Origin of the sequence: Acetomicrobium sp. S15 = DSM 107314, assembly GCF_016125955.1 — a bacterium.
GTDB classification, from domain to species: domain Bacteria; phylum Synergistota; class Synergistia; order Synergistales; family Thermosynergistaceae; genus Thermosynergistes; species Thermosynergistes pyruvativorans.
Genome location: NZ_JADEVE010000379.1, coordinates 1 through 361, shown reverse-complemented (window position 1 = coordinate 361; position 361 = coordinate 1). Strand labels below are relative to the sequence as shown.

The following is a 361-nucleotide window of genomic DNA, read 5'->3' as shown; positions in this document are numbered from 1 at the left end:
CGCGACGCCGCTGTGGATTCGTTGGTAAGGAGAGATGAACAGTCGCGCCGCCGACACCCCATGGGGGCGGACCTCGCCTTGCGCGAAGCGTTCGCCAAGGAAAGAAAGACCTTGGCGCTGATACGGGTAATTGCCGATATGGTTGTGGGCCATGACACGATGTTAAATACCGAAAGCTATAGCTTTGTAAACACCATGCCTCCTATGGGGGTTTATTCTCCCACGAGTGCAACGGAGTATTCACCACTCAAAGTTAACCCCTCCTTCTCATGTGTCTATGACTAAAGTAAAAATTCTTTTGCCAAAAATAGTGCGGTCAAGATGGACATTGTGAGGCTGACCTGTCTTCCTCTGCCCGTCA

At 51.2% G+C, this 361-nt stretch carries 1 protein-coding gene; it reads left to right on the top strand.

The window, feature by feature from the left end:
- The coding region (locus tag EZM41_RS11160; RefSeq protein ID WP_274704705.1) for an RNase adapter RapZ at positions 1–285 on the top strand (285 nt) is incomplete at its 5' end.
- Positions 286–361: the final 76 nt, after the last annotated feature.